Below are 23,493 nucleotides of genomic sequence, written 5' to 3' on the forward strand. Positions count from 1 at the left end.
CATGGGCCGCGACGAGCGGCTGCTGCGCGGTGTCGCCGACCGGGAGACCACCCGGCTCCGGGACGGGACGCTCCCCTGGTCCCGCTGGCTCGAACAGGCGGCGGCGCACGGCCGCCGCCACGACTACACCGGCATCCTGCTGATCGGCGCGCAGTGGCGCGGCGCGGCGGACGTCCGCTCCTACGAGGAGTGGCGGTCGGCGGGACGCCAGGTCAGGAGGGGCGAGACGGGCATCCGCGTCCTCGGCCGGACGGGCGCGCCGCGCGCCGTGTTCGACGTGACGCAGACCGAGGGCCTGCCGCTGCCCGCGCCCGGCCCGCCGCCGCCCGGCGCGGGACGCCGCGTCGCGGCGCTGGCGGCGAACGTCCCCGGCGAGTTTCATGCGGAGGGACGACGCCCCGCACCCCCAGGTCCGGGCGGGGTGGTGCGGCGGGTGGAGGCCGACTCGGTCGCGTTCCTCGTCGCGTCCTGGCTCGGGCTCGAACCGGCGATGCCCGCCTTCCCCGACCGCGCGTTCTGGGCCGGGCCCGGCCTGGGCGACCGCATCCTGCGGACGGCGCGCCGCGTCCACGCGCGGGCGTCCGGATCGTCGCGGGACGGGATCACCTCCGACGCCGAACGCTTCTTCCGCGCCAGCCTCGGCGGGAGCTGGGTGCCCGCCTACCTGGCCGAACGCGGTTTCCCTCCGAGCGTGCAGGCGCGTTGGCGGATCGGGTACGCGCCCGCCGGACGCCGCGTCCTCACCGAGCACCTGCGGACCCGCGGCCACACCGACGACGCGATCGTCGCCGCCGGGCTCGCCCGCCGCGACCCGGCCGGACGCCTCCGCGACACGTTCCGCGACCGCGCGGTGTTCGCCATCCGAACCGTGGACGGCGCGGTCGCGGGCTTCATCGGACGCCGCCGCGACGGCGCCCCCGGCCCCAAGTACCTCAACGGCCCGGACACCTCCCTCTTCCACAAGGGCGAACTGCTGTACGGGCTGCACGAGGCGCGCGACCGGCTCGCGGCGGGCGCCCGTCCGGTGGTGGTCGAGGGGCCGCTCGACGCGATCGCGGTGACGCTGGCGGGCCCGACCGAGTACGCGGCCGTCGCGACCTGCGGGCTCGCGCTCACGTCGGCGCAGCTCGGCGCGCTCGCCGACACCGCCGACCTCGACCGCGCGGGCGTCCTCGTCGCGCTCGACGGCGACCCGGCGGGACGGTCCGGGGCCGTTCGCGCGTGGGAGCGGCTCGCCGGGATCGGCGGGCCGGTCGAGCTGGCGGCGCTGCCCGCCGGACGCGACCCGGCCGACGTCCTCCGGGCGGACGGGCGCGCGGCCCTCCTCCAGGCGCTCCGCGCCCGCGCGCCGCTGCTGGACGCCGTCGTCGACGCCGCCCTCGCTCGCGCGGGCGGAACGCTCGGCACGCCGGAGGAACGGCTCACCGGGATCCGCGCCGCGTCCGGGGTGATCGCGTCCCGTCCGGCGGAGGCGGCGCGCCAGGTCGTCCGGATCGCGTCGAGAACGGACGTGCCGCCCGCCCTCGTCACCGAGATCCTCCTCGAAACCGTCAGCCCGTGAACGCCGTCAGCCCGTAACGCCGTCAGCCCGTGACGCCGTCAGCCCGTGACGACCGTCAGGCGGGCGGCGGCGTCGAAGAGGAGGCTCTCGGCGCCGCGCCGGGTGACGAGCTGCGCGCCGACCGGCAGGCCGCCGACCGTCCCGGCGGGGACGCTCAGCGCGGGCAGCCCGAGGACGTTCCACGCGCAGGTCAGGCTCACCAGCGTCGGGACGTGCGGCCCGAGCGGCCCCTCCGTCTCGCCGATCTTCGGCGCGGTGATCGGCAGCGTCGGCATGGCGAGCAGGTCGTAGCGGTCGAGGAGCCCGTCGACCTCGCGGGCGAACCCGTCCCGCTCCCGGAACGCGCGCACGTACCGCCAGCCGGGCGTCTCGGCGGCGCGCTCCAGCCGTTCGAGCGTCGGCCGCTGGTACAGCTCCGGCGCCTCGGCGACGCGCTCGGCGTGGACGTCGTACGCCTCGCTGTCCTGGATGAAGCGGAAGACGCGCCGCAGCTCGGCGAAGTCGAGCGTCTCGGACGGCGCGTCCGGGAACAGCGCCCGGACGGCCGACTCCACCTCGGGGTCGATGGCCTGCGGTTCGAGCCACGCGACGCGCCCGCCGTCCGAGACCGGGTCGATCGGGGCGACGAGCGCCTCGTAGGCGACGCGGCAGTCGTCCGCCGACCCGGCGAGGAGGCCCACGTGGTCGAAGGACGTCGACAGCGGGAACACGCCGCCCGTCGGGATGGAGCCGAAGGCGGGCTTGAACCCGGCGATCCCGCAGAACGCCGCCGGGATCCGCACCGACCCGCCGGTGTCGGTGCCGAGCGCGAGCGGGACGGTCCCCGCCGCGACCGCGACGGCGCTGCCGCTGCTCGACCCGCCGGACATCCGCTCCCGGTCGTGCGGGTTGCGGACGGGCCCGTCCACCGTCACGTCGCCGCTCCCGCCGTAGGCGAACTCGTGCGTGCCGGTCTTGCCGACGATCACGGCGCCCGCGGCGCGGAGCAGCCGGACGCAGTCGGCGTCGGCGTCCGCGACGTGCCCGGCGAAGTGCGCGGAGCCCATGCCGGTCGGCAGCCCGGCGACGTCGATGATGTCCTTCACCGCGACGGGGATGCCGTGCAGCGGGCCCCGGTCGGCGCCGGCCGCGAGTTCGGCGTCCGCCCGCCGCGCCGCCGCCTCCGCGCCCGCGCGGTCGACGGTCACGAAGGCGTTCAGCTCCGGATCGACCGACTCCAGCGCGCGTGCGAGGAGCCCGGCCGCCGACTCGTCCCCGGACCGCAGCGCGCGGCCGAGGTCCGTCAGCGTCCGGCCGGTGAAGAACCCGCCCATGCCATCTCCCTGTGTACGACCCTTGTATACGACGCTTGTATACGACCTTGTGTACGACCTGCCTGGTCTGCGTAGCATTGCAGAACCCCCGGGCCCGGAGAGGCGCACCGCCGGACACGCCGCCGGACGCGCCGCCGGTCGCGTTGCGTCGTCCGTTCGTCGCTGAGCGTGACCCGGTCGTCGCACGGACTCGACCGCCCGTCGACCGCGCCCCCGGACCCGAATACCTACGCGCCGGTAGGCGGCAGGCTTCAACGCACCTAGTGAGACGCTCCCACCGGTTCGCTGGGGGGCGGGGCGGAGGCCGCGCCGCCGCTCGGCGCGGCGACCGCCCCTGTAACCGGTGACGTCCTCGACCAGGTGGGGAGTGAGCCACGGCGGCGCAAGGCGCACCCACGCCGCCGTGGCTCCGTTGCTCCGGCGCCCTCGCCGGAAGGTTGAGACCGCCGATCGCGGGGACGTGCCTACGTCGTGACCGACGAAGAAACGCGACGGATCGACACGTACTGGCGAGCCGCGAACTACCTTTCGGTTGGCCAGATCTACCTTCTCGCCAATCCGCTGCTCCGCGAGCCGCTCGCGCGCGACGACGTCAAGCCGCGCCTGCTCGGCCACTGGGGCACGACGCCCGGCCTCAACTTCTGCTACGCGCACCTCAACCGGGTGATCAAGAAGCGCGACCTGGACATGATCTACGTCATGGGCCCGGGGCACGGCGGCCCGGCCGCCGTGGCCAACGCCTGGCTTGAGGGGACCTACAGCGAGGTCTATCCGGACGTGTCGTACGACGAGCCGGGCATGCGCCGCCTCTTCCGGCAGTTCTCGTTCCCCGGCGGGATCCCGAGCCATGTCGCGCCGGAGACGCCGGGCTCCATCCATGAGGGCGGCGAACTCGGATACTCGCTCGCGCACGCCTTCGGCGCGGCGTTCGACAACCCGGACCTCGTCGTCGCGTGCATCGTCGGGGACGGCGAGGCCGAGACCGGCCCGCTCGCGGCGAGCTGGCACTCCGGCAAGTTCCTGGACCCGGTGAAGGACGGCGCCGTTCTGCCCATCCTGCACCTCAACGGATACAAGATCGCGAACCCGACCGTGCTGGCGCGGATCCCGGAGGAGGAACTCGTCCAGCTCCTCGACGGGTACGGATACATGCCGTTCCTGGTGAGCGGGGACGACCCCGCGTCCATGCACCACAAGATGGCCGCCGCGCTCGACCAGGCCCTCGACGAGATCGCCGAGATCCAGCAGGGCGCCCGCTCCGGCCGGACGTCGCAGCGGCGGCGCTGGCCGATGATCGTCCTGCGGAGCCCGAAGGGCTGGACGGGCCCGAAGGAGGTCGACGGCCTCCCGGTCGAGAACACGTGGCGCGCCCACCAGGTGCCGCTGTCGGGCCTCCGCGACGACCCCGCGCACCTCGCCCTGCTGGAGGAATGGCTGCGCTCGTACCGTCCGGACGAGCTGTTCGACGGCGCGGGACGCCCGGTCGAGGAGATCCGCGCACAGGCCCCGGTCGGCGGGCGGCGGATGAGCGCGAACCCGCACGCGAACGGCGGGCTGCTGCTGAAACCGCTGGTCCTGCCCGACTTCCGCGACTACGCCGTCCCGGTCGAGACGCCCGGCACGGCCGTCACCGAGCCGACCCGGCAGCTCGGGACGTTCCTCCGCGACGTCGTCCGCGCCAACCCGTCCAATTTCCGCATCATGGGCGCCGACGAGACCGCGTCCAACCGCCTCGGCGCCGTGTTCGACGCGACCGACCGCGTGTTCCAGGGCGAACTCCTCCCCACCGACGAGCACCAGGCCCCGTCCGGACAGGTGATGGAGGTGCTAAGCGAGCACCTCTGCCAGGGCTGGCTGGAGGGATATCTCCTCACCGGGCGGCACGGCCTCTTCAACAGCTACGAGGCTTTCGTGCACATCGTGGACGCGATGTTCAACCAGCACGCGAAATGGCTCCAGGTCACTCGCGCCCTGCCATGGCGGCGTCCGATCGCGTCGCTGAACTACCTTCTCTCCTCGCACGTATGGCGGCAGGACCACAACGGCTTCACCCACCAGGACCCCGGTTTCCTGGACGTCGTCATGAACAAGAAACCGGAGATCGTCCGTGTCTACCTGCCGCCGGACGCCAACACCCTGCTCTCGGTAGGCGACCATTGCCTGCGCTCCCGCGATTACGTGAACGTCGTCGTCGCCGGAAAGCAGCCCGCGCTCGACTGGTTGTCGATGGACGAGGCGATAGCGCACAGCACACGCGGAATCGGCATCTGGGAATGGGCGTCCACCGACGGCGGGGCCGATCCCGACGTGGTGCTGGCGTGCGCGGGCGACATCCCGACCCTGGAAACCCTCGCCGCCGTCGACCTGCTCCGCCGACTGTTCCCGGAACTGCGCGTCCGGGTGGTGAACGTCGTCGACCTCATGCGGCTCCAACCGCCCAGCCAGCATCCGCACGGAATGCCGGACCGTGACTACGACGCCCTTTTCACCACCGACAAGCCCGTCATCTTCGCCTTCCACGGCTACCCGTACCTGATCCACCGCCTCACCTACCGCCGCGCCGGGCACGGCCACCTGCACGTCCGCGGTTACAAGGAGGAAGGAACGACCACGACTCCGTTCGACATGGTCATGCTCAACGACCTTGACCGCTTCCACCTGGTCATGGACGTCATCGACCGCGTCCCCTCCCTGGGCGGACGGGTCGCCCACATCAGGCAGCGCATGGCCGACGAACGCCTCCGCCTCCGCGCCTACACCCGCGAACACGGCCAGGACGCCCCCGAAATCCAGAACTGGACGTGGCCGCATTGAGGGTCCTCACCGTCAACCCCGGATCGAGCAGCCTGAAGATCAGCCTGCTCGACCACGACGACGCCGTCCTCGCCGAAGACTCCGGCGCGGGCCACGAGATGGCGGACCTGGCCGCCGGAATGCCGAAGCCCGACGCGATCGGCGTCCGCTTCGTGCACGGCGGCACCGACTACACCGAGCCCGTCCCGATCGACGCGGCCGTCACCGAGCGGCTGCGCGACCTCGCCGACCTGGCCCCGCTGCACCAGCCCGCGTCCCTGCACGCGCTCGCGGAGATCACCGGCGCGCTGCCCGGCGTCCCCGCCGTGGCCTGCTTCGACACCGCCTTCCACGCCACCCTCCCCGAGGCCGCCGCGACCTACGCGCTGCCCGCCGAATGGCGCGAGCGGTACGGGCTGCGCCGCTACGGGTTCCACGGCCTGTCGTTCTCCTACGCGGTCCGCCGGACGGGCGAGCTGCTCGGCGTCCCGCCGTCCTCGCTGCGGATGGTGGTGTGCCACCTCGGCTCCGGCGCGTCCCTGTGCGCGGTCGCCGAAGGACGCTCGATCGACACGACCATGGGCTTCACGCCGCTGGAGGGGCTGGTCATGGCGTCCCGGGCGGGCAGCATCGACCCGGGCATCCCGCTGTGGCTGATCAAGCACGGGCTCTCGGCGCGGGACGTCAACTCGGCGCTGGAAAGCGAGTCCGGGCTGCGCGGCCTCACCGGGACGGGCGACATGCGCGAGATCCGCGCCCTGGCCGAGCAGCGCGACATCACCGCCCTCGCCGCCCTGGACGTCTACCACCACCGCCTGCGCGCCTGCGCCGCGGCCATGACGGCGTCCCTGGGCGGCCTGGACGCGCTCGTCTTCACGGGCGGAGTCGGGGAGCACGACGCGGCCGTCCGCATGCGCCTGGCGGGTGACCTCGCCCATCTCGGGGTCGGCGTCGACCCCGACCGCAACGCGGCCGCGGACGGCGACACCGACCTCACCCACGCGGGCGCGGACGTCCGCACGCTAGTGATCACGGCTCGCGAGGACCTGGAGATTGCCAACGGAGTGCGCCGGTGTTACGACCATTACAAACAGTACTAAGCAGACACTTTTCGGCATACAGTTTCCCGGTGAAGCAGACGACCGAGCCCGTGGACGCCGTCACCGACCGGCTGGCGGACATCCGGGCCATCACCGACCGGGCATTCGCCCACATGGACATCGACGAGTTCCTCGATGCCCTGCTTGAGCGCGTCCGCCAGTCGTTGAGCGCGGACACCGCCGTCGTGCTGCTTCTCGACCGGCAGAAGCGGTTCCTCGTGGCCGCGGCGGCCAAGGGGATCGAGGAAGAGGTCCTCCAGGCCGCGCACGTCCCGCTGGGATACGGCTTCGCCGGGCGCGTCGCCGTCGAGCGGCAGCCCATCGTCATCCACGACGTGCGGAAGGCCAACGTCTTCAACCCGCTGCTGGTGCAGCGCGGCCTGCACTCGCTGCTCGGCGTCCCGCTGATCTGCGAGGGGGCCCTCGTCGGCGTCATGCACGTCGGGACGGTGACCCCGCGCAGGTTCCGCTCCGAGGACGTCGAGCTCCTCCAGCACGCCGCCACGCCCGCCGCGATGGCGGTGCAGGTCATGCTCGGACGGGCGGAGCGGGCCGGAGCCATGGAGCTCCAGCGCAGCCTGGTCCCGGCCGCCCTGCCGGAGATCCCCGGGATGGAGCTGAGCGCCCGCTACCGTCCCGGCAAGGAGACCGTGGGCGGCGACTGGTACGACGTGTTCACCCTGCCGTCCGGCGAGATCGGCGTCGTGATGGGGGACGTGGCGGGGCACGGCCTCCCCTCCGCCGTGGTCATGGGCCGGATGCGCAGCGCCCTGCGCGCCTACGCGCTGGACACGACCGACCCCGCCGAGGTCCTGCGCAAGCTCAACCGCAAGATGCTCCACTTCGAGCCGGACGCCACGGCGACCGTGCTGTACGCGGTGTTCGAGCCCGGCATCGAGCGGGTGCGGGTGTCCTCGGCCGGGCACTGCCCGCCGGTGCTCGCCGTGCCGGGTTCCCCGGCGCGGTGCCTTCCCGCGGAGACCGACGTCCTGATCGGCCTGGAGGAGGTGCTCCCCCGCCGGACCACCACCATCGAACTCCCACCGGGCGCGCTCATGTGCTTCTACACCGACGGCCTCGTGGAACGGCGCGGAGAGTCCCTGGACGAGGGCATCTCCCGCCTGCGCAGGGCCGTGTACGCGGGCCCGCCGGAGCAGGTCGGCGCGGCGGTGATGTCGTCCCTCATCGGCCGCGACCTTGCCGAGGACGACGTGGCCGTCCTCCTCCTGCGCCGGGCCGAGGCTACGGAGACCGGTTGAACGCGCGGTCGCGGAGGAGGTCGTCCAGGAAGTCGGCCACCTGCGCGACCGCATGGCACGGGTACTCGATCGCGTACAGGATCTCGTAGACCCACCGGCCGTCCTCCCGGTTCGCCGTGACGCTCAACGCGGTGCCCTCGTGTCCCTTGGCGAAGACCCACAGCGTCGGGGGCCACTCCACGTAGATCTTCAGATGAGCCCATCCGCGATCGCTCATCTGGGACGCCAGTACGTCCAGATGGTGTTCCGCCGTGGTGTGGCCGTGCCGGATACGCCACCACCACACCACACCGGGCCAACGCGCCACCTTCATCCGCCGAGCCGCGCCCACGTCACCTTCCCGCCATCGGCCAGTGGCCGGACACCCCACTCCTGGACGAGCACACCCAACATCAGGAGCCCGCGACCCGATTCCGCAGTGTCGTCCCAGTCTTGGACGACCGGGAGCACAGCGGACCTGTCCTCGACCTCCACCCGGAGACCGTCCTCCAAGAGAAGTCGTACGGAAACCAGTTTCGTGTCGGTGTGCTTATGGACGTTCGTAACCAATTCAGTGACGACGGTACGCGCGACATAGTCGTCCCCTAGGCGACGCCTCTGATACACAGCGGCCACCCATTTGCGTGCGACTTCTGGCGCGCGCGCGGAAGATTCGATTGAGATCACCCCCAACACCATCCCGGTTTCGATCATGGAAACCTCCGAATTTTTTTGGTTCGAGAATCCGGTGGCAGAAATGATGCATCCTGTGTAACGCTGTGCAATGAGAAAGCCACGATGCGTGTCCATGCGTGACACGGCCGTGGCCACTGCCGCCCATGACCGGCCATCGCCGGTCATTCGAGCCCAAGGGAGAGAGCGATGGGACAACGGCCGAACGACCTGCGCCCCTGGGAGTCGCCGAACGCGCTATTCGGCTCCGAATTGCGCCGATACCGGGAGGCGGCGGGCCTGAGCATCGCCGCCCTGTGCGAGATGATCCGCGACCAGGCGCCCTACGCGAAGAGCACGATCGGCGGCATAGAGCGCGGCGAGACCCGCCCCGACCGCATCCTGGCCATCCAGGCCGACCGCGTCCTCGACACCCGCGAGGCCCTCGTCCACCTCTGGGACGGCCTCTACAAGGGCACCAACGTCGTCCCGGCCTGGTTCACCGACTGGGCCATCCAGGAGCCCAAGTTCGACGCCATCCGAAGCTATGAGCCGCTCGTCATCCCCGGTCTTCTCCAGACCCCGGCCTACATCGCTCACCTGCTTGACAACAACGAGCCCGCCGTCGAGACCCGACTGACGCGACAGGGCGTCCTCGCCCGCGACACCCCGCCGAGCCTGACGTACGTGGTTGACGAGAGCGTGCTCCACCGCGGTGCCGACGACCCCCAAATGATGCGCGACCAACTTCAACACCTTCTTGCGGTGTCCTCCCGCCTCGTACGCATCCAGATCGTGCCGCTTCGCCTGCACGAGGGAATCGGCGGAGCCTTCGCCATCGGAGCGCTTCCCGACGGGACCGAGGTAGGGTACAAAGACAACGCCTACAACGGCGACACGACCACCGATCGCCTCGAAATCAAACGGCTCACCGGACTCTTCTCGGCCATTCAGTCCGCCGCGTACCCCGTGGACCAGTCCCTCGAACTGATAGCAAAGGTGGCGAAAGAAAAATGGACCTGAGCACCGCCGCATGGCGCAAGTCCAGCCGCAGCTCCAACAACGGCGGTAACTGCGTCGAGGTCGCCCGGCTCGGCGACACCGTCGCCATCCGAGACAGCAAGGACCCCGAGGGGCCCAAACTCCTCCTCACCCCTCACGCCCTCGTCTCCCTCACCCGCCACATCAAGAACGCCTAGCCCCCCATGGCCCCGAACATCGCCACATGGCGCAAGGCGTCCTACAGCTCCGGAAACGGCGGCAACTGCGTCGAGCTAGCCCGCCTCGGCAACACCATCGCCATCCGCGACAGCAAGAACCCGGACGGCCCCAAGCTCGTCCTCACCCCTCGCGCCCTCCACGACCTCACCCGAGTTCTCAAGAACTCCTAGCCCTTCGTGGACGTGCGTGCGTGGCTCGAATGGCGAAAACAAGAAACGGTCTGCCTTCGCAGCTGAGAATTCGAACCCGCCTCCGTCCCTGGAAAACGGAGGCGGGTCCGCTGCGCGGCGGCGGTCCGCGCAGGTCAGCGGTCAGTGTTCGAGGACGATGGTCAGGACGGCTCCTCTGAATTGCCCGGACGCGAACCAGCCGCGGTGCCAGCTTTGCAGCGGGGTCGCGGCGCCGTACATCCGGAAATACCAGAGCGGGTCGCCGGAGTCGAGCGTGTCGCGGAGCTCGCCACGGGCGTAGTTCTCCATGGTGATGTAGTCCGTACCGCTTTTCGCGACGACTCCACCGAAGTGGTATTCGAATCCTTCCCACTTGCGCGCTCGCTCGGCCTCCTGCTCGGCGTCGCCATATCCGATCGTGCTGATGGACTGGCCGGGGTCGGGCGCGGGTGCGAACTCGTTGAATCCCAGGCGCCTGAGCGTGTTCTCCACCTGTTCGGGGTTGTCGCGCATCAGGTCCTGGAAGGCGCGGCTCATCGCCTGGCTGAGCTGGTCGTATGCAGCCCTGTTGCTCTGGTTCATGGCCGCCGTGATGCCGTCCTCGAAATTGTTGCCGGGGGCCAGCTCGTCGACCAGACCGCCAAGGATCTTGAAGTATCGGGTCGTGCCCATGGTGATGTTGTGGCTGCCGGTGACGAACTGCGCCATGGCGTTGCATCGCTGCGGTGCGCGCGCGTCGAGGCCCTTGGCCCTCGCGCCGCCGGTCCCGGGCACCTGGGCGTCGGGCATGACCTCGAACAGGCGCTTCTCCCGTCCGCCGCCCTCGATCCTGAGATACTTTCCGGTCTTGGTCAGGCGCACTCTTCCCCCGCTGTCCCCAAGGAGATCGTTGGCTTCCTTGATCTTGGCCTCGGTGGCGAAGAAGTGTTTGGCCTCGGCCCCGTCGACGGGGTCGTGCGCCGCCAGATCGAAGTTATCGGAGATGGCCAAGGAGACCGCGCCCTCATAAAGCAGGTGGGGTTCGGGTGGATCTGTGCTGTCGTAGTAACTGCCATTGGCATTGACGCCCTGTCGGATGAAGAACTCCTCATCCCCTGCCCGGTCCTCGCTGGGGCCGAGCTTCCGCTTGCGCCATTTGCTCGGGTAGTCGGCGGCGCCCGGCTCGACGACGTGATAGCGCTGGACGCTGGCCGTGTACGCGGCCGGCTTCCGGGCGATGGCCGCCTCGCCGTCCGCGTATGCCTCGGCGGCCGGGTCCTGGCCGCCCATGACGCGTGCCGCGTTGAGTTCGGCCTCCCGCTCGAACCGGTCGGAGGGGTCGGAGAGTTTCAGCCCGTCGCCATTGTCCGTACCCGCCACGGGGCCGCGTCGCTGCTGGATGACATGGGTGAGTTCGTGGGCGAGGGTGTGCTTGTCGACGCCTCCCTTGCCGATGACCACGTCGCTTCCAGAGGTGTAGGCGCTGGCTCCGATCTCCGCCGCCGACCGCTCGGCGGCCGTGCCGGTATGCAAACGGACATCACTGAAGTCCGCCCCCATGCGCGCCTCCATCTCCGCGCGCAGCGGCGCGTCCAGCGGCCTGCCGGGAGTGCGGAGCACCTCGTCCACCTGCGACCGCTGGACGGTCTGTTCGGCGGCAGGTCCGCAGCCATCCCGCGCGGACTGAATCACCCGGGCCACCGCAGTGTTCCCAGCCAATCCCTGCAATTCCGCGATCGCACGATGGGAAGGTTTCGCCGGTCCGAAAGCCTCGCCGTTCTTGGAACGTGGGGGAACTCTTGTGCTCCGATCGGCGCGCCGCTCATCAGGTTTCCGGGCGTGCAGCATGCGGTCGTCTCCCCTTGGTGGACGCGTCCTCGGTCGGAGTCTGCCCGTCACGAGAAACGCCGATCAAGGGACGCGGCCCGAGATCGCAAGATGTGCCCCTTTTCCTGTCCCCCCGGCCCCCCACGGTTGCCCGAATGTCCCAGCGCAGAACGTCAGGATCCTAGAAACAAGCTCCTGCCCAGGGCGGGGAAGGGGCCTATCACGACCTGGTTAGGTCGGGCGACGCGCTCCAACCTCTACTTTTAGGTTCACCACCGATCGCGCCTCGGCCGCCTGTCAGCGGGGAAGGCAGCCGAGAGGGAGAGGTGGTGATTGGCAAGTGAAGTATCTGTTCATCGTGGTCGCGGCCCTGATGAGCACGATCGTCGCTCTTGTCGCGGCGCTGCTCAAGAGAGCGGACGGCGCTTCGGTCTCAGCGACGATCTTGTTCGGCGGCGCGGCATTCGGCGGAACGCTCGTCCTGGTTCTGTCGGTGCTGAGCCTGCTCGGAGCATTCGACCCCCGAGCAGCCGAACAAAAGAAGTAAGCCCGCCCCCACCCCACCCGGGTGGGGGCCACGGCCCCGCACCCCGCCACCGCGGTAAAGGCGACTTAGGACTGCTCCAGGAGAGTCGCCTTACCCTGCGCGAGATGGAAGCGCTGCTCCCACTAGTCCCTGATCGCCCATCTCGACGGCGACGAACCCGACTGGGACCGGCCCACCCCGACACGGGTCGTTTGGGACCAAAGAGTTTGGGGTGGGGGACGAAGGTCCCTACTTACCGCTGGTCAGGGGGCCGAGCATCGTTGTGCGGCGTTCCGTGACGAGGCGGACGCGCGGCGGCGAACGTTCTTCGCTTCTGGGTGCAGGAGGAAACATGAGTGCAGCCCCCGATGTCGTCCGGTCCGCTTACGTGCAGCTCGCCGTGACCGATCTGGCGGCGTCGCGCTGGTTCTGGGTCGACATGCTCGGCATGCACGTCCAGCATGAGGACGAGGACGCGCTCTACCTGCGCGGCTCTGATGAGCTGACCCACCACTCCGTCGTGCTGCGCGCCGCGCCCGTGGCGGCGCTCGACCACCTCGCCTACCGGGTTCGCGCTCCCGAGGACGTCGACCGGGCCGAACGGTTCTTCGCCGAGCGCGGCTGTCCCGTCCGCCGCGTTCCGGCGGGGACCGGGACGCGCGGCGTCGGGGACGCCGTCCGCGTCGTGGATCCGCTCGGCGTCCCCGTCGAGTTCTTCCACGACATCGCCCGCGGCGAGCGCCTCATCCAGCGCTACGACCTGCATCGCGGCGCCCAGATCGCGCGGCTGGACCACTACAACATCTGCACGCCCGACATCCCCGCCGCCTACGAGTACTACAGGTCGCTCGGGTTCGGCTGCTCGGAGACCATCGAGGGCGAGCACGAACTGTACGCCGCGTGGATGTTCCGGAAGCCGACCGTCCACGACGTCGCGCTGACCCACGGCCCCGGCCCGTACCTGCACCACATCGGGATGGCGACGCACGAGTCCCACCAGGTGCTGCACACCGCCGACATCTTCGGGGCGCTCGGTAAGGAGCACCACATCGAGCGCGGCCCCGGACGGCACGGTGTCTCCAACGCCTTTTATGTCTACCTCCGCGACCCCGACGGGCACCGGGTGGAGGTCTACACGTCCGACTACTTCACCGGCGACCCCGACTACGAGACGCACCGGTGGAACGTCCACGACGACCGCCGCCGCGACTTCTGGGGCAACGCGGTGATCGAGTCCTGGTACAAGGAGGCCAGCCCCGTCCACGACCTGGACGGCCGCCTCCAGCCGATCGCCGAGGGGAACCTGGACGAGTCCTCCATCAAGGTCGGCGCCGACGGCCTCGGCATCGTCAAGCCTTCCTGACCGGACGGCCGAGGCCCCGCGCCTATCTCGTTGAGGGCGTCGTGTCATGGGGTGTGGCTCGGATTCGCCACCTGGGGTGTGCGTTACAGGCCGGAACGCGCCAATGTCGAGGGACGCGATCTTCGAGGGTCCGGGCGGGGGTCGGCGTGCGGCTTGAGGGGGCGCGGCTGGATCGGTCCGTGGGCTGCGAGGTGCGCTGTGTTGCTGGTCATCGAGTTGTAGGACGGTCTGATGCCGTCGCCAGGCATCGGACCGATCCAGCGTCGAGCGGCGCGCCCCCGGCCGTCCATGATCGTTTTTGTCGGGTTTCCACCGGGAAACGCTCTATGGGCCGCTAGCCTGGAATGCTGGATAATCCGCTTGTATGGACGCTCAGGAGTACGCCGTGGCCGCAGCCGAGGACATCCCCACCGAGATTCACCACGACGTGCCCACGGCCGCCCGCATCTACGGCTGGGCCCTTGGCGGCAAGGACCACTACGAGGCCGACCGGCACTTCATGTTGCAGAACCTGCCGGAGTTCCCCGAGTTCATCGACCTGGCCAGGCAGAACCGGTTGTTCCTTTACCGGGCCGTCCGGTATTTGGCGCAGGAGGCCGGGATCCGGCAGTTCCTCGACATGGGCTGCGGATTGCCGACCAATGACAACGTGCACCAGGTCGCGCGGAGGTTCGCGTCCGACACCCGCGTGGTCTACGTCGACATCGACCCGATCGTGCTCGTGCACGCCCGCGCGCTGCTCGCCGACGACGACTCCACCGCCGTGATCACCGCCGACATGTGCGACCAGGAGACGATCCTCGCCCACCCGGACGTGGTGCGTCTCATCGACTTCAACGAGCCCCTCGCCGTCCTGTTCCTTTCGGTCGGCCACCACCTGCTCGACGAGGACGACCCGAGCCGCATCCTGAGCACCGTCATCGACCGGGCCGTCCCCGGCAGCCACCTGGCGTTCACGCAGATCGTCTGCTCCGACCCCGAGCGCGCCGCCGACATCGACGCCCGATCCAACGGCGCCGGCCTCCGCTGGCGGACCCGGAACCGCGCCGAGACCGACGCCCTCCTCCCGGCGGGCCTGGAGCCGGTCGAGCCCGGCCTGGTCGACGTCGTGAACTGGCGTCCCGACCTGGAGCAGCCGCGCCTCGCGCCCGTCCCCGCCGAGCTGAAGCGCTACGCGGGCGCCTCGAAACTGGGCCGCGACCTCACCGAATACGGCGGCGTCCTCCGCAAGCCGTAGCGCGCGTCAGTGGGGGTCGGCGTTCCGGCCCAGGGTTTCCGCGGGCGTCGCGCCGGGGCGGGTCCATTGGGGGACGGGACGGCTCGTCGGGCCGTTGGTCGGGTTTCCGTCCGCGTCGGAGCGCCAGTACCAGCAGGCGTGACCGCCCTCGGGCCACCCTTCGGGGACGTCCTCCCACGCCTCGCCGCGCCCGTAGGGCGTCAGGTCGAGCAGGCCGAGGGAGGGGTTCACCCGCTCGTTTCCGCGTCCGGTCGTGGAATAGGTGAGGAAAGTGCGGTCGCCGTCGCGCAGATAGGCGGTGATGTATCCCATCGGGCCCCCTGCCGGGCCGTCCACGCCGCGCACGGAATACCAGGGTTCGGTGTAGCCCATGAATTCGAGGTACGGGGCCACTTCGTCCCAGGGGCCCGTGGTCAGGACGGCGTACGAGACGCCGCGTGCGTTGAGGTAGACGGCGTCCTTGATAGACTAGGCCGTCGTGGTGCAGCCTTCGCATTGGCCTTGGTGAGGCGCGCCGTCCCACCACATGTGCTTGTAGACCACCAATTCGTCGCGGCCCTGGAACAGGTCGAGGAATGGGACGGGGCCGTCCGGGCCGACGACTTCGACCGTCCCGTCGAACTCGACCATCGGGAGGCGGCGGCGGGCGGCGGCGATGGCGTCGCCCTCCCGCGTATGGGCCTTCTCGCGGACGAGCAGTTCGTCGCGCGCGGCCTGCCAGGTGGCCAGGTCGACGATGGGCGGGCGGCCGGGCTCCGGGGTTTTCGGCATGGCGTCCTCCGTGGTTTTCCAACGGTCATGGAGACAGACCCGCGTCCCGCGCGGAACTCATCGCGGCGAACGGGGTTAGGGTCGGGCGCGTGGCGGGGAATGTGTGTCGGACGTGTGGGAAGAGCCTTCCGGTCTCGGGTGGGAAGCCGGGGCGGGCGTCGGTCTACTGTTCGGCGGCGTGCCGCCAGAAGGCGTATCGGACGCGGCAGGCTACCGGCGGCGGGGGCGTCCAAGAGCTCATCTCGGAGATCGAGCATCAGGTGAAGGGGCTCGTCCCGGAGAAGCCCGAGCCGTTCTATTCGGGCGTGGAGAGCCTTTCGTCGTCGGTCCGCAGACTCCGGAGCATCGCGCGGGTGGCGCGGGACGCCTCGCGCACGCGAACCGTCACGCCCGAACCCGTGACGAATCCCGCCATCGCAGAACCAGCCATCGCAGAACCCGCCGTCACGGAGACCGCCGTCACGGAGACCGCCGTCACGGAAAGCGGTGTTACGGAAAGCGGTGTTACGGAATCGGATGAGGCCGCCGCCGTGCGGAGCGGCGACGAATGGTCGTTCGCCGATCTCGTCGAGCCGTACCGGCGGGAACTCCAGGTGCACTGCTACCGCATGGTCGGCTCGTACGACGACTCCGAGGACCTCGTCCAGGAGACGCTGCTGAAAGCGTGGCGGAACCGGGACGGGTTCGAGGGGCGCGCCAGCCTCCGCGCCTGGCTCTACAAGATCGCCACGAACGCGACCCTCGACTTCCTAAGGAAGAACGAGCGGAGGCCGCAGCGGTACGGGCCGTCGCCCGTCCCGCCGAGCGACGGGGTGGAGGCGTCGTCGTTCCTGCCCTGGTTGCAGCCGTTCCCGGACGGGGACCCGGCGGCCGCGGCCGAGTCGGCGGAGACGCTGGAGCTGGTGTTCCTCGCCGCGATCCAGCATCTGCCGCCGCGCCAGCGCGCCGTCCTGATCATGCGGGACGTGCTCGGCTGGCCCGCCGCCGACACCGCGGCGGCCCTCGACCTGACCGTGGCCTCGGTGAACAGCGCGCTGCAGCGGGCGCGGCCCGCGCTGCGCGGGCGGCTGCCGGAGCGGCGGCACGAATGGGCGCGCGGCGCCGACCCGTCCGAGGCTGAGCGGGCCCTGCTCGACCGCTACATGCGCGCCGCCGCGGACGGCGACGTCGGCGCGATGGCCGGGATGCTCCGCGCGGACGCGCGGATCACCATGCCCCCGAACCCGCTGTGGTTCGGCGGCCGCGACGCGATCGTCACGATGCTCGGGCCGACGTTCGACCCGGCGTCCCCCACCTATTTCGGACGCTGGCGGCACCTGCCGACGCGGGCGAACGGGCAGCCCGCGGTCGGCGGATACGTGCAGCGTCCGGGGACGCGCGTGTACCGGGCGCAGGTCCTCGACGTCCTCCGCGTGGAGGACGGCCTGATCGCCGAGATCACGTCGTTCGAGCCGCACCTCTTCCCGGCGTTCGGGCTGCCGCTGACGCTGACCGATTAGTTTTCCGCGGGCGCGCGTCTCAACCTCCGTTCGCAACCGACGAAACGGAGCAGACCATGCTGGAGAACAAGAACGCGATCATCTACGGCGCCGCCGGCTCGATCGGCGCCGCCGTCGCCCGCGCCTTCGCCCTGCACGGCGCGACCGTCCACCTGGCCGGGCGCACCCGGGAGACCCTGGAGGCGGTGGCCGCCGACATCACGTCTGCGGGCGGGCACGCCGAGGTCGCCGTGGTCGACGCGCTGGACGAGCAGGCCGTCGAGGCGCACGCCGAGGGCGTGATCGAGCGGGCCGGGAGCCTCGACGTGTCCTTCAACCTCGTCTCGCGCGGCGACATGCACGGCGTCCCGCTGACGGAGATCCCCGCCGACGACTTCCTGCGCCCCGTCACCACCGCGATCACCGCGAACTTCCTCACCGCGCGGACGGCCGCGAAGCTCATGGCGGCGCAGGGCTCCGGGGTGGTGCTGACGCTGAACAGCGGGTCCGCGAAGGGCAGCCCGATGATGGGCGGGACGGGCCCGGCCGACGCGGCGATGGACGCGCTCGTCCGGAACCTGGCGCAGGAGGCGGGGCCGAGCGGCGTCCGCGTCGTCGGCATCTGGACGGCCGGGCTCCCCGAGACGCTGACCCGCGAGAAGCTCGCCGCCACCGGCATGGACCTGGACGACGCCGCCCGCGAGGGCCTGTTCAAGCGGCTCGCCGAGATGCGGATGCTGCGCCGCTCCCCCACCCTCGACCAGATCGCCGGGACGGCCGCGTTCCTCGCGTCCGACGCGGCGGGCGCGATCACGGCGACGTTCGTGAACGCGACGTCCGGCGTCTTCGGCGACTGAGGCCGCCGCGCGCACGGCTACCGGTCGGCGGACCGGGCGCGTCTCTCTTCGTCCTCCAGAAGGGGTCCGATGCGGAACGGGACCTGGTGGGTGAGCACGATCGAGGTGTGGCTGCGCCGGACGCCGGGGCACGCGAGGATCGAGTCGATCACCTCGTGCAGCTCCTTGGCGCTCGGCGCGGCCGCGCGGACCAGCAGGTCGCCCTCCCCGGTGATGCCGAGCACCTCCAGCACGCGCGGGATCGCGGCGAGCGCGACGGCCGCCTCCCGCAACCTGCCCTGCGCGACCTCCAGGGTGACGAACGCGGTCAGCTCGAAGCCCAGCGCGGCGAGGTCGACCTCCCGGCCGCGGTGCCCGATGACGCCCTCGCGTTCGAGCCGTTCGACGCGGGCGTGCGCGGTGTTGCGGGCGATGCCGAGCTTGGCGGCCAGCTCGGTGACGCCGATCCGCGGCTGCTCCACGAGGCGGCGGAGGACTTGCAGGTCGAGCAGGGTGGCACGGGTCACGATGCGCAGCCTCCCGCGGCGGAGCAGGGTCGATTTGAGCAATCTGCTCAATTATCGTCCGGACATCTTGCACACCGCTCACCGGGGCGGGCTAATGCAGGAATGAGCACCCTCGCATCTCCCCTCCGCGACCGGCTGGAACTCGACCGGGGACGGATCGCGATCGGCGGTGTCCACGCGCTCGTCCGGCTGCTGCTCGACCAGCGGCGCGCGGACGCCCGGCGCGGCTGGACGACCGCCGGGTTCGTGTCCGGGTACCGGGGCTCGCCGCTCGGCGGCCTCGACCAGCAGCTCATGCGGGACGCGGAACTCCTGGACGGCCACGACATCCGGTTCGTCCCGGGCGTGAACGAGGAGCTGGCGGCGACGGCCGTCTACGGGTCGCAACTCGTGGAGCACCTGCCGGGGCCGCGCTTCGAGGGCGTCTTCGGCCTCTGGTACGGGAAGGCGCCGGGCGTCGACCGGTCGCTGGACGCCTTCAAGCACGCGAACTGGCTCGGGACGTCCGCGCGGGGCGGGGTGCTCGCCGTGGTGGGGGACGACCCGTCCTGCAAGTCGTCCACGCTGCCGTCGGCGACGGAGGGCGCGCTCGCGGAGGCGTTCATGCCGGTGCTCGTCCCGGCGTCGGTCGGGGACGTGCTGCGCCTCGGCCGGCACGGGTTCGAGATGTCGCGGTTCAGCGGCGCGTGGACGGGGTTCAAGCTCGTCACCGACGTCGCCGACTCGCACGAGATCGTGCACGTCGAGCCCGTCCCCGACCCGGTGCTCCCGGAGTTCACCTGGCAGGGGCGGCCCTGGAAGCCGACCCGCCGTCCGGGCGTGGACCTCAAGGACACGACGTCGCTGGAGAGTGAGGTCCTGCAGGGACGGCTGCAGGCGGCCACAGCCTACACCGCCGCCAACGGGCTCGACCGGATCGAGGGCGCCGCCGGGGACGCGGTGATCGGCCTGGTCGCGGCCGGTCGCACCTACCTTGAGCTGCGCGAATCGCTCGACCGGCTCGGGCTGGACGACGCGGCGCTGGAGCGGCGGGGCGTGCGGCTGCTGCGGCTCGCGCTGATCCATCCGCTGGACGCGGGCCGGGCGCGGGAGTTCGCGCGTGGGCTCCGCGAGATCGTCGTGGTCGAGGAGAAGCGGGCGTTCGTCGAGACGCAGTTCCGGGACGTCCTGTACGACCTGGCGGAACGTCCGGCCGTGTACGGGAAGAACGGGCCGGACGGGGCCCCGCTCGTCCCGGCGGACGGCGGCCTGGACGCTGACCGGATCACCAGGGCCCTGGCCCGCCTGCTCGCCGACCGCCTCGGCGAGGAGCACGTCGACCTGCGCGATCCCGTGCTCCGGCCCCGCAAGCCGAAGATCAACCTCCTCGGGACGGCCGCTCGGACCCCCTATTTCTGCTCAGGGTGCCCGCACAACCGGTCGACGGTCGTCCCGGACGGGTCGATCGCCGCGAGCGGGATCGGCTGCCACGTCATGACCGTGTTCCAGGACCGCAGCATCGGCACCACGCAGATGGGCGGCGAGGGCGCGATGTGGGTCGGCGCGGCACCGTTCAGTGAGACGGAGCATCTTTTTCAGAACCTGGGCGATGGAACGTTCTTCCACTCGGGGAGCCTCGCCGTGCGGCAGGCCGTCGCCGCCAGAACCAACATCACCTTCAAGATCCTCTACAACGCGGCCGTGGCGATGACCGGCGGGCAGGACGCGGACGGCGGCTCCGACCCGGCGGCGATCACCCGGATGCTGGCCGCCGAGGGCGTCGCGAAGATCGCCGTGGTCGCGGACGACCCGTCCCGCCACCCGCGCGGGACGGACTGGGCGCCCGGCGTCCGCGTCCGGCACCGCGACGACCTCGACGCCGTCCAGCGCGAGCTGCGCGAGACACCCGGCGTGACCGTGCTGATCTACGACCAGGCGTGCGCGGCGGAGACGCGGCGCAAGCGCAAGCGCGGCCTCGTCCCCGACCCGGCGACGCGCGTGCTGATCAACGAGGCGGTGTGCGAGGGCTGCGGCGACTGCGGCGTGAAGTCGAACTGCCTGAGCGTGGAGCCGGTCGAGACGGAGTTCGGCCGCAAGACCCAGATCAACCAGACGTCCTGCAACAAGGACTACTCCTGCGTGGACGGCGACTGCCCGTCCTTCATCACCGTCACCCCCGGCACGCGGGCCGCGAAGGAGCGCCTGCCGGAGATCGGCGAGCTGGCCGAGCCGGTGCGGCGGCCGGAACGCGCGGACGTCCTGCTCGTCGGCATCGGCGGGACGGGCGTCGTCACCGTCAACCAAGTGCTCTCCATGGCGGCGCTCCTCGACGGGCGGCACGCCCGCGCACTCGACCAGACCGGGCTCAGCCAGAAGGCGGGCGCGGTCGTGTCGCACCTGCGGATCGGGTCCGCTGGGGCGGACCGTCCCGGCATGGTCGGTGCGGGCGGCGCGGACGCCTACCTCGTGTTCGACCCGCTCGCCGGGACGTCCGAGCCGAACCTGCGCCGCTGCGCGCCCGGCCGGACCGCCGCCGTCGTGTCGACCAGCGAGGTCCCGACCGGACGCATGATCACCGACACGGCGGCGGGGCTGCCGCCGAGCGCCGCGCTCGTCCGGCGGATCGCGGACCGCACCGACGCGGACCGGCTCGTCGCGCTCGACGCCCTCGGCCTCGCCGAACGCTGGTTCGGCGGCACGACCACCGCCAACTTCGTCGTGGTCGGCGCGGCCTACCAGGCGGGGCTGCTGCCGCTGTCGGCGGACGCGATCGAACGGGCGCTCGCGCTGAACGGCGTCCAGGTGGACGCGAACGTGCAGGCGTTCCGGGCGGGGCGGCGGCTCGTCCTCGAACCGGGCTGGACGGCGGAACCGGCGGCTCCGACCGCGGCCCCGCGTCCGCTGGACGGCACCGCGGAGGCCGCGATGCGCCTGGTCGACGAGTCCGGCGCGGACGGGGAACTGGCCCGCGTGCTGCGGGTCCGCGTCCCGGACCTCGCCGCGTACCAGAACCTGGCGCTCGCCGAGCGGTACCTCGCCGCCGTCATGCGCGTCGCCACCGCCGCCGACCGCGCCGCGGGCGCGGACGGGCAGCGCCTCGCGGTCGCCGTCGCGCGCAACCTCTACAAGCTGATGGCCTACAAGGACGAATACGAGGTGGCCCGCCTGCACCTCGACCCGGAGCTGGCGCGGCGGGTGGAGGAGCAGTTCGGGACGGGTGCGTCCGTCCGGTACATGCTGCATCCGCCGCTGCTCCGCGCGGTCGGGGTGGACAAGAAGATCGCGCTCGGACGGACGGCGCGCCCGGCGTTCCGCGCGCTGCGCGCCATGCGGCGGCTGCGCGGCACCCCGTTCGACCCGTTCGGCGCGACCGCGCAGCGCCGCGCCGAACGCCGTCTCGTCACCGGCTACGTCGCCGTGGTGAACGAGCTGGTCGCCGGACTCGGGGAGGGCCCCGGCAGGCTCGACGTCGCGGTGCGGATCGCGGAGCTGCCCGACATGATCCGCGGATACGAGGACGTCAAGACGGCGAACGTCGTCCGGTACGAGGAGCGGCTCGGCGAGCTGCTGGCCGAATGGCGCGCGGAGCGCTCCCCGGCGGGCGTGTGACCGGTCGAACCGGGAGGCGGCGTCCACCCGTATCACCTGGCACGCCGGAGACGGAGCCCGGCCTGGACGTGCGACGAGGTTGGTTCGAGTGGAATCGGGCGTGCGGCTGACGGAGCGCTACCTGCTCGTGGAGCGCCTCGACCGGGGCGGGACGACGGAGGTGTGGCGGGCCCGCGACGAGCTGCTCGGCCGGACCGTCGCGGTCAAGCTGCCCGCGGCCCGGAGCGCCGCCGCGCACCGCGCGTTCCAGCAGGGCGTGGGCCGCGCCGCCGGGCTGACCCATCCCGCGCTGGAGACCGTCTACGACAGCGACCGGGCCCGCGGCCGGGCCGGACGCGCCGTCTCCTACGCCGTGACCGAGTTCCTCGACGGCGGGACGCTCGCCGACCTCCTGCGCCACGGCCCGCTCTCCGTGGCCGAGGCCGCGGACGTCGCCGAGCGGGTCGCCGGGGCGCTCGACGCCGCGCACGCCGCCGGAATCGCGCACGGCCGGCTGTCCCCCCGCAAGGTCATGCTCGTGGACGGAGACGCCAAGGTCATCGGCCTCGGGGCGGGCGGCGGGCCCGCGTCCGGCGCGGACATGGCCGCCGACGTGCGCGCGCTCGGCGCGCTCATCACCGCGTGCCTGCCGTCCGGGACGTCCGGGGGCCCGGCGCCGGTCGCCGCGCTGTGCCTGGACGCGACGCCGGCGGACGGCCCGTCCGCCGCGAAGGCCGCCGCCCTGCTCCAGCGCGGTCCGAGACCGGTGAACGCCGCGTTCGGCCCGCCCGCCGCCTTCGCCCCGACCCAGCTCATCGTCCCTCTCCCCGACCAGCGGCCGTCCCACGACCACCGGACCCGGACGCTGCGCCCACCCCGGCGCAGGCACGGCGCGGGAGCGCGGCTCGCCGCGTTCGCCGTCGTGGCGGCGATCCCGGCCACCGCCGGTGTGGCGGTCCTCGTGTCGGGACCGCGCGCGCCGGTCGTCGTCCCGGCGGCGACGGCGAGCGTCGCGACGCCGCCGCGCGGCCGGGGCCGGGTGGCGTCCGCGCTCGGCCAGATGCGCCCGATCGTCAGCCGCGGCTACGCCGCCGGGGAGATCCGCTCGGACGTCGCGATCGACCTCGACGCCGCGATCGCCGACCTCGCGGACGACCTCGCCGCCGACCGGAAGGTCGACGTGCACCGGCGGGTCGGGCAGCTCCGCGCGCGGATCGACACCCGGCGACGCGAACGCGGCCTCTCCCCCGCCGTCGCCGCCCAACTGACCCGCGTCCTCGCCACCGCGCGGGCATGACCACCGAACGGGAAAGG

Annotated in this window: 19 protein-coding genes and 1 pseudogene; 14 read left to right on the top strand and 6 right to left on the bottom strand. The window is 71.6% G+C overall.

Going from position 1 to position 23,493, the window contains the following annotated elements; all coding sequences use genetic code 11:
• The first annotated feature begins 1 nt into the window (after position 1).
• On the top strand, positions 2 to 1,561 hold the full coding sequence (locus tag FXF68_RS16535) for a toprim domain-containing protein (protein ID WP_148760058.1): 1,560 nt from the start codon (positions 2 to 4) through the stop codon (positions 1,559 to 1,561).
• Between the two features lie 38 nt (positions 1,562 to 1,599).
• Here FXF68_RS16535 and FXF68_RS16540 read toward each other — a convergent pair whose 3' ends face one another.
• Complete coding sequence (locus FXF68_RS16540) at positions 1,600 to 2,874, bottom strand: amidase (protein WP_148760060.1); 1,275 nt, start codon at positions 2,872 to 2,874, stop codon at positions 1,600 to 1,602.
• 471 nt (positions 2,875 to 3,345) lie between these two features.
• On the opposite strand from FXF68_RS16540, the gene FXF68_RS16545 reads away from it, so the two are divergent.
• Genes FXF68_RS16545 through FXF68_RS16555 form a run of 3 tightly spaced genes read left to right on the top strand, consistent with a single transcriptional unit; the run spans position 3,346 to position 8,026 of the window.
• A complete protein-coding gene (locus FXF68_RS16545) occupies positions 3,346 to 5,688 on the top strand; it encodes a phosphoketolase family protein (protein ID WP_148760062.1) in 2,343 nt (780 codons plus the stop codon).
• Positions 5,676 to 6,767: an acetate/propionate family kinase gene (locus FXF68_RS16550; protein WP_342787137.1), complete on the top strand. Its 1,092-nt coding sequence runs from the start codon at positions 5,676 to 5,678 to the stop codon at positions 6,765 to 6,767. Before FXF68_RS16545 ends, FXF68_RS16550 begins: the two co-directional genes overlap by 13 nt.
• A gap of 29 nt (positions 6,768 to 6,796) precedes the next feature.
• Complete coding sequence (locus FXF68_RS16555) at positions 6,797 to 8,026, top strand: PP2C family protein-serine/threonine phosphatase (RefSeq protein WP_222869960.1); 1,230 nt, start codon at positions 6,797 to 6,799, stop codon at positions 8,024 to 8,026.
• On the opposite strand, the gene FXF68_RS16560 is transcribed toward FXF68_RS16555, so the two are convergent.
• Complete coding sequence (locus FXF68_RS16560; protein WP_148760064.1) at positions 8,010 to 8,243, bottom strand: hypothetical protein; 234 nt, start codon at positions 8,241 to 8,243, stop codon at positions 8,010 to 8,012. The two genes, FXF68_RS16555 and FXF68_RS16560, sit on opposite strands and share 17 nt — an antisense overlap.
• Before the next feature lie 92 nt (positions 8,244 to 8,335).
• Positions 8,336 to 8,719 carry an ATP-binding protein gene (locus FXF68_RS16565; protein WP_187437957.1) on the bottom strand — a complete coding sequence of 128 codons (384 nt, stop codon included), beginning with the start codon at positions 8,717 to 8,719 and terminating at the stop codon, positions 8,336 to 8,338.
• A 168-nt stretch (positions 8,720 to 8,887) separates the two neighbouring features.
• On the opposite strand from FXF68_RS16565, the gene FXF68_RS16570 reads away from it, so the two are divergent.
• From FXF68_RS16570 to FXF68_RS16580, 3 genes are read left to right on the top strand one after another with little or no spacing between them, the layout of a single operon-like run.
• Positions 8,888 to 9,700: a helix-turn-helix domain-containing protein gene (locus tag FXF68_RS16570; protein ID WP_148760068.1), complete on the top strand. Its 813-nt coding sequence runs from the start codon at positions 8,888 to 8,890 to the stop codon at positions 9,698 to 9,700.
• Entirely contained in the window at positions 9,691 to 9,876 is a 186-nt protein-coding gene (locus tag FXF68_RS16575) for a DUF397 domain-containing protein (RefSeq protein WP_148760070.1), read from the top strand. Before FXF68_RS16570 ends, FXF68_RS16575 begins: the two co-directional genes overlap by 10 nt.
• Positions 9,877 to 9,882: 6 nt before the next feature.
• Entirely contained in the window at positions 9,883 to 10,068 is a 186-nt protein-coding gene (locus FXF68_RS16580; protein WP_148760072.1) for a DUF397 domain-containing protein, read from the top strand.
• A 141-nt stretch (positions 10,069 to 10,209) separates the two neighbouring features.
• Here FXF68_RS16580 and FXF68_RS16585 read toward each other — a convergent pair whose 3' ends face one another.
• Positions 10,210 to 11,895, bottom strand: a complete 1,686-nt coding sequence (locus FXF68_RS16585; protein WP_148760074.1) for an eCIS core domain-containing protein — start codon at positions 11,893 to 11,895, stop codon at positions 10,210 to 10,212.
• A gap of 319 nt (positions 11,896 to 12,214) precedes the next feature.
• On the opposite strand from FXF68_RS16585, the gene FXF68_RS16590 reads away from it, so the two are divergent.
• The 3 genes from FXF68_RS16590 to FXF68_RS16600 all read left to right on the top strand — a co-directional run bounded on the left by FXF68_RS16590 (position 12,215) and on the right by FXF68_RS16600 (position 15,000).
• Complete coding sequence (locus FXF68_RS16590; RefSeq protein ID WP_148760075.1) at positions 12,215 to 12,421, top strand: hypothetical protein; 207 nt, start codon at positions 12,215 to 12,217, stop codon at positions 12,419 to 12,421.
• Between the two features lie 331 nt (positions 12,422 to 12,752).
• Positions 12,753 to 13,763: a 3,4-dihydroxyphenylacetate 2,3-dioxygenase gene (gene hpaD / locus FXF68_RS16595; RefSeq protein ID WP_148760077.1), complete on the top strand. Its 1,011-nt coding sequence runs from the start codon at positions 12,753 to 12,755 to the stop codon at positions 13,761 to 13,763.
• Between the two features lie 364 nt (positions 13,764 to 14,127).
• On the top strand, positions 14,128 to 15,000 hold the full coding sequence (locus tag FXF68_RS16600; protein WP_148760079.1) for an SAM-dependent methyltransferase: 873 nt from the start codon (positions 14,128 to 14,130) through the stop codon (positions 14,998 to 15,000).
• A gap of 6 nt (positions 15,001 to 15,006) precedes the next feature.
• Here FXF68_RS16600 and FXF68_RS16605 read toward each other — a convergent pair.
• Positions 15,007 to 15,771, bottom strand: a pseudogene (locus FXF68_RS16605) (DUF899 family protein).
• A gap of 428 nt (positions 15,772 to 16,199) precedes the next feature.
• Here FXF68_RS16605 and FXF68_RS16610 point away from each other — a divergent pair.
• Both FXF68_RS16610 and FXF68_RS16615 read left to right on the top strand, forming a co-directional pair.
• Positions 16,200 to 17,270: an RNA polymerase subunit sigma-70 gene (locus FXF68_RS16610; protein ID WP_222870002.1), complete on the top strand. Its 1,071-nt coding sequence runs from the start codon at positions 16,200 to 16,202 to the stop codon at positions 17,268 to 17,270.
• A 56-nt stretch (positions 17,271 to 17,326) separates the two neighbouring features.
• The gene (locus FXF68_RS16615; RefSeq protein WP_148760083.1) at positions 17,327 to 18,106 is read left to right on the top strand and encodes an SDR family NAD(P)-dependent oxidoreductase; all 780 of its coding nucleotides are present in this window, start codon (positions 17,327 to 17,329) and stop codon (positions 18,104 to 18,106) included.
• 17 nt (positions 18,107 to 18,123) lie between these two features.
• On the opposite strand, the gene FXF68_RS16620 is transcribed toward FXF68_RS16615, so the two are convergent.
• Positions 18,124 to 18,612: an Lrp/AsnC family transcriptional regulator gene (locus FXF68_RS16620; protein WP_246178744.1), complete on the bottom strand. Its 489-nt coding sequence runs from the start codon at positions 18,610 to 18,612 to the stop codon at positions 18,124 to 18,126.
• Positions 18,613 to 18,714: 102 nt separating this feature from the next.
• Here FXF68_RS16620 and FXF68_RS16625 point away from each other — a divergent pair, with 102 nt between their 5' ends.
• Together FXF68_RS16625 and FXF68_RS16630 are read left to right on the top strand one after the other, a co-directional pair.
• Positions 18,715 to 22,200 carry an indolepyruvate ferredoxin oxidoreductase family protein gene (locus FXF68_RS16625; protein WP_148760085.1) on the top strand — a complete coding sequence of 1,162 codons (3,486 nt, stop codon included), beginning with the start codon at positions 18,715 to 18,717 and terminating at the stop codon, positions 22,198 to 22,200.
• 100 nt (positions 22,201 to 22,300) lie between these two features.
• The gene (locus FXF68_RS16630; RefSeq protein ID WP_148760087.1) at positions 22,301 to 23,476 is read left to right on the top strand and encodes a protein kinase domain-containing protein; all 1,176 of its coding nucleotides are present in this window, start codon (positions 22,301 to 22,303) and stop codon (positions 23,474 to 23,476) included.
• Positions 23,477 to 23,493 lie beyond the last annotated feature (17 nt).

The sequence above is a fragment of the Actinomadura decatromicini genome, from assembly GCF_008121305.1.
In the GTDB taxonomy this organism is placed as follows: Bacteria; Actinomycetota; Actinomycetes; order Streptosporangiales; family Streptosporangiaceae; genus Spirillospora; species Spirillospora syzygii.

What these genes read in the sequence shown, in the direction of transcription:
- FXF68_RS16570 (WP_148760068.1), top strand. Translation starts at nt 8,888, where the DNA reads ATGGGACAACGGCCGAACGACCTGCGCCCCTGGGAGTCGCCGAACGCG.
- FXF68_RS16575 (WP_148760070.1), top strand. Translation starts at nt 9,691, where the DNA reads ATGGACCTGAGCACCGCCGCATGGCGCAAGTCCAGCCGCAGCTCCAAC.
- hpaD (WP_148760077.1), top strand. Translation starts at nt 12,753, where the DNA reads ATGAGTGCAGCCCCCGATGTCGTCCGGTCCGCTTACGTGCAGCTCGCC.
- FXF68_RS16585 (WP_148760074.1), bottom strand. Translation starts at nt 11,895, where the DNA reads ATGCTGCACGCCCGGAAACCTGATGAGCGGCGCGCCGATCGGAGCACA.
- FXF68_RS16580 (WP_148760072.1), top strand. Translation starts at nt 9,883, where the DNA reads ATGGCCCCGAACATCGCCACATGGCGCAAGGCGTCCTACAGCTCCGGA.
- FXF68_RS16600 (WP_148760079.1), top strand. Translation starts at nt 14,128, where the DNA reads ATGGACGCTCAGGAGTACGCCGTGGCCGCAGCCGAGGACATCCCCACC.
- FXF68_RS16560 (WP_148760064.1), bottom strand. Translation starts at nt 8,243, where the DNA reads ATGAGCGATCGCGGATGGGCTCATCTGAAGATCTACGTGGAGTGGCCC.
- FXF68_RS16625 (WP_148760085.1), top strand. Translation starts at nt 18,715, where the DNA reads ATGAGCACCCTCGCATCTCCCCTCCGCGACCGGCTGGAACTCGACCGG.
- FXF68_RS16565 (WP_187437957.1), bottom strand. Translation starts at nt 8,719, where the DNA reads ATGATCGAAACCGGGATGGTGTTGGGGGTGATCTCAATCGAATCTTCC.
- FXF68_RS16535 (WP_148760058.1), top strand. Translation starts at nt 2, where the DNA reads ATGGGCCGCGACGAGCGGCTGCTGCGCGGTGTCGCCGACCGGGAGACC.
- FXF68_RS16540 (WP_148760060.1), bottom strand. Translation starts at nt 2,874, where the DNA reads ATGGGCGGGTTCTTCACCGGCCGGACGCTGACGGACCTCGGCCGCGCG.
- FXF68_RS16615 (WP_148760083.1), top strand. Translation starts at nt 17,327, where the DNA reads ATGCTGGAGAACAAGAACGCGATCATCTACGGCGCCGCCGGCTCGATC.